The sequence below is a fragment of the Blautia ammoniilytica genome (genome assembly GCF_025566965.1).
Classification (GTDB): Bacteria; Bacillota; Clostridia; order Lachnospirales; family Lachnospiraceae; genus Blautia_A; species Blautia_A ammoniilytica.
In genome coordinates, this window is the sequence record NZ_JAOQJL010000071.1 from 1 (window position 1) to 3,691 (window position 3,691).

Genomic DNA, 3,691 nt, shown 5'->3' on the forward strand with positions numbered 1-3,691 from the left:
CTGCGAAGGTATGCCATATCGGTACGTTTTAAATATACACGGAACCATTTCCAGTCATGCCCGTCGTACAGTTTCAGATATGCTTCATCTTTTCCTTCTGCTCCTTCACGGTACATCACATCCCGGTAAAAGACCGGCATGGCATGGTTCTTGCAGGTAAGTTTCGGCCTTCCAGACAGCACTCCGGGCTCTTGTTCTTTCCACTGCCCCAGCCGGGTTTCATACGAAGACACACTTCCAAGTGCATGCTGGATCGCAGATCTGCGGAGGTAAGACGGCATCTTCGGAAAACGAAGATCAAAATCAAACCGGGCTGTGTTTTTCTTCGTCATGTGTACCATATGCTCTGCGGTATTAAAACGCTTTTTTGTCTCCGGGATCTTCCTCAGTTCTTCCCAGACCTGTGCGTAGATCTCTGTCAGGTAACCAACTGCCTGACGATAGACCTCCATTGTTTGACGGACCGGGATATTCTGTTTTCGTATCTCCACACCATAGCTGGATACTGTCCGCATCTTCTTCCACCTTTCCCGTAAAAACAAACAATTCTGGAATGACCCCCGTACTCAGAGCTTTCTCTTTTCTTTTTCCTTCTGGCCTTCGATATAGGCAGATACCTGCTCACGGCTCCGGTCACTGACTGTGACGGCACAATAAGACGGATTCCACAAACGTCCTCCCCACAGTTCTTTTTTCAGTTCCGGATGTAAAAGGAACATCTGACGCGCAAGATTCCCTTTCATGATCTTGATCATATCTGAAATATAAAACTGCGGCCGACAATCCACAAGCATGTGGATATGATCCGGCATGACTTCCATTGCCAGGATCTGAAACCGGTACTCTTCTGCCAGATCCTGCAGCATCTTTTTGCATTCCAGGTCGATCCCGTCTTTTAATACTTTCTTCCTGTATTTCGTACACCAAACCAGATGATACTGCAGAGAATATACGTATCCTCGACCATATGAAAGTTGATTTTTATTTATATTAAATATATCTTTTTCCATGTCTGTATTATACCATATGTATTTCTTTAAGTAAACATTTGTTCTGTATATTTTTTATAAAAATTGCGCGTCTAACTCATCACTGAAGTAACGAGAATGCGACGCGCAGTTATTCAAATACCCACAATTTTTCTAAATCTGCAATTCCGATTTACCTTCACCTTATTTTACCATAGTGCTTTCTAAAGTGCTATTCTAATATATACAAAAGTGTAAAAGAGCGATCTCTTCTCTCACACTCACACATATACCATGTTTTTCAATATAATCTCTTCTGCACTAACTTTTATATTATTCATTAACCTAACCCACTTCATCTGATCCTGTACCTTTAATTCTTCAGTTACACCCTTTTTTTCTGCCATCTGTTTCATAAGCATTTCCACCTGTCCTCTGGCTTCCTGATCTGTCTGGTTCAGATGTTCATTCAGTTTTCCAGTCAATAACAGATACTGATACCTTGCTGATCTGTGTTGTTTTAAGAACTGCTTTCGTAACATTCCATATTTTCCATATGTCGGTTCTGCTTCGTTCAAAACCAGATCCGGCAAATAGTAATCTCCATGCAACGTATAACTCATTCCGTTTTTCTCATCATAAATCTGTTTTTTCATAACATTAAATCTCCAATCCTCTATATTTTGTTTTGTTCTCTTTATGCTGTTGATTTTCCATCTGCCTCTTTTGAGTAGCCCATTCCAGCTGTTTCAGAACGCTTCCCTTTGGCATTTGCTCCATTCGCCGTTTTTCTTCCAGTGTCCTTTGTTCTTTAATATCCTGCTGCACCACATCCTCTACAGTTTCTGATCCCCAAATACGCACCACTCTGTCATATCTGTCCGAAATCTCTTGTAAACGTTGATTATCATTTAATAATTCCCCATTTTCTTTACGCACATCATCTAACTGCGTTTGGATATCATCACATTTCTCTGTAGATTTTTGATATTTGTTTTTCCAGCTTTCTATCGTTTTGTTAAGTTCTACAACCTTTCCAGCTAATGCAGCAATCTGATTCTTCATCTTGATAAACAATGGCTTGATTTTATTTTCTCTGTAAGGTACTGCACGTTCAAATGTTCCTGTCTCCGGTAAAAACGTCCATTCCATATTCTTTTATTTCCTTACTGACATTATCCATAATCGGCTGCAGCACATCTCGACGATCTTCCAGACTTTTTAGTTCTTTTTCTGCGTCCTCTGCCCTTTGTTCTGCTTCTTGCTTCTCCCTAATTGCCTGTTCCTTATCGTCTTTTAAAATCTGGATATCTGCTCTGGATTCCGCAATTTGTGCTGTCAGTTCTTCGTTTTCTGCAGTTAGATACTCTTTCTCCTGCTCCAGCTCCTGGACTTACTTTTTTCGTTCTTTCTTCTTAAAGTTATAAACATCCAAATGTTCCTCATGAGTACCTTTCTGTTCCCATTCAATACCATGCTGTTTTGCACTCTCTGCCAGGACCTTTTTTTCATGGTTCATCCACTGGTTCAACTCTGTATCATGCTTATTTCCACCTTGAAATCCAAGACTTTTTAATGCCTGTTTCAACGAAACTCTGGTATCCATTCCTTTTCCTTTCCAATCAGTCACATAAGGAATAAAATCAATATGTAAATGTGGGGTAGCTTCATCCTGATGTAGATAACAACCAAATACCCGTAACATTGGATTCCGTTTCTGGAAGTCCTTTACATATTCATCCAGTACTTTTACAGCCAGATCTCCTTCTGCTGTTCCGACAGCCACATCTTCTCGATTTCCAATCTGGAAAATCGCTTCGTGGAACAACTTCTCTTGTTTTCCCTGCCGGATTTATCATAGTAATTTGTAATCTGCCGATCCTTTCTTTTCCCAAGGTTGTATCTCTCCACAGCATCATCAAATAACTCTTTATAGACTTCCTTCAGATTTTCATTCTGGTAACAAATATTTAACTGCACTCTACCCGGATCAACATTTTCTGCGAAAAACTCTCTCCTGTTATGGGCCAAAGAACCTTTCCCTATCATACCGCTAATTGTTCGTTTTATCATAATGTTTCTCACCTCTTTTCTGAGCAAGTGCCAGATAGCACATAATTTTTATTTACGCCAGTCATGGCAATATTAAGAAACTTTCGCCGAATACGGCGGTTTTGTTACTTTTGTCAAAAGTAACGCAAAAGCACTTTCGACAGCCGTTCCGTCCATCAAAAGTACCCTTGCGCCCTCCGGGGGTATAAGACGTCCAGGGGATGTCTGTTCTGCACCGACCGAAGCGGAGCGAAGACCTAAATAATATCATAACAGTATCACAGCCAGATATGCGAAGGTTTTCATTTTCTTCCATACCTGCCTGTTTTTAATTTATTCGCTATTCTTTACAGCCTTATTTTAAACTTTTTACTCAACAGAAAAACCCCGGAAACCTTACGGTTCCGGGGTCAGACTGTAGACAAACTTGGTGTTGGGTGTTATGCCCAGCACCATTTTTCTTTTAAAACTTCTTTTCTTTTTATTTTCTTCAAAATCAACAAAAATCTGGCTGTGTTCCAACCTCGTTTTTCCAGGATCTTTGCCAGTTTTTTCAAATTCATGCATGCAAAGGTAAGCCCGGTTTTCATTTCCATCCGTGCTTTTCCTACATACTGTGTATATCGAAATCCATGCTGTTCTTTCGCTGTACCGAAGATCCGCTCTATGGT

Annotated in this window: 6 protein-coding genes and 1 pseudogene; all 7 read right to left on the reverse strand. The window is 40.4% G+C overall.

Annotation, left to right across the window (positions count from 1 at the left end):
- A pseudogene (locus OCV61_RS18275) lies at nucleotides 1-515 on the reverse strand (IS200/IS605 family accessory protein TnpB-related protein); the annotation flags it as partial.
- 51 nt (nucleotides 516-566) lie between these two features.
- Nucleotides 567-1,010 carry an IS200/IS605 family transposase gene (gene tnpA / locus OCV61_RS18280; protein WP_158422937.1) on the reverse strand — a complete coding sequence of 148 codons (444 nt, stop codon included), beginning with the start codon at nucleotides 1,008-1,010 and terminating at the stop codon, nucleotides 567-569.
- A 239-nt stretch (nucleotides 1,011-1,249) separates the two neighbouring features.
- A complete protein-coding gene (locus OCV61_RS18285) occupies nucleotides 1,250-1,624 on the reverse strand; it encodes a TnpV protein (protein WP_158422938.1) in 375 nt (124 codons plus the stop codon).
- Nucleotides 1,625-1,628: 4 nt separating this feature from the next.
- Complete coding sequence (locus tag OCV61_RS18565; RefSeq protein ID WP_288219180.1) at nucleotides 1,629-2,120, reverse strand: hypothetical protein; 492 nt, start codon at nucleotides 2,118-2,120, stop codon at nucleotides 1,629-1,631.
- Nucleotides 2,121-2,361: 241 nt separating this feature from the next.
- Nucleotides 2,362-2,754 carry a plasmid recombination protein gene (locus tag OCV61_RS18570; protein WP_288219181.1) on the reverse strand — a complete coding sequence of 131 codons (393 nt, stop codon included), beginning with the start codon at nucleotides 2,752-2,754 and terminating at the stop codon, nucleotides 2,362-2,364.
- Complete coding sequence (locus tag OCV61_RS18575; protein WP_288219182.1) at nucleotides 2,718-3,041, reverse strand: plasmid recombination protein; 324 nt, start codon at nucleotides 3,039-3,041, stop codon at nucleotides 2,718-2,720. The genes OCV61_RS18570 and OCV61_RS18575 overlap by 37 nt, the downstream gene beginning before the upstream one ends.
- A 419-nt stretch (nucleotides 3,042-3,460) precedes the next feature.
- On the reverse strand, nucleotides 3,461-3,691 hold a 231-nt coding region (locus OCV61_RS18295), incomplete at its 5' end, for a transposase (protein ID WP_262583438.1).

Coding starts and splice junctions, on each gene's coding strand:
- tnpA (WP_158422937.1), bottom strand. CDS start 1,010: ATGGAAAAAGATATATTTAATATAAATAAAAATCAACTTTCATATGGT.
- OCV61_RS18285 (WP_158422938.1), bottom strand. CDS start 1,624: ATGAAAAAACAGATTTATGATGAGAAAAACGGAATGAGTTATACGTTG.
- OCV61_RS18565 (WP_288219180.1), bottom strand. CDS start 2,120: ATGGAATGGACGTTTTTACCGGAGACAGGAACATTTGAACGTGCAGTA.
- OCV61_RS18575 (WP_288219182.1), bottom strand. CDS start 3,041: ATGATAAAACGAACAATTAGCGGTATGATAGGGAAAGGTTCTTTGGCC.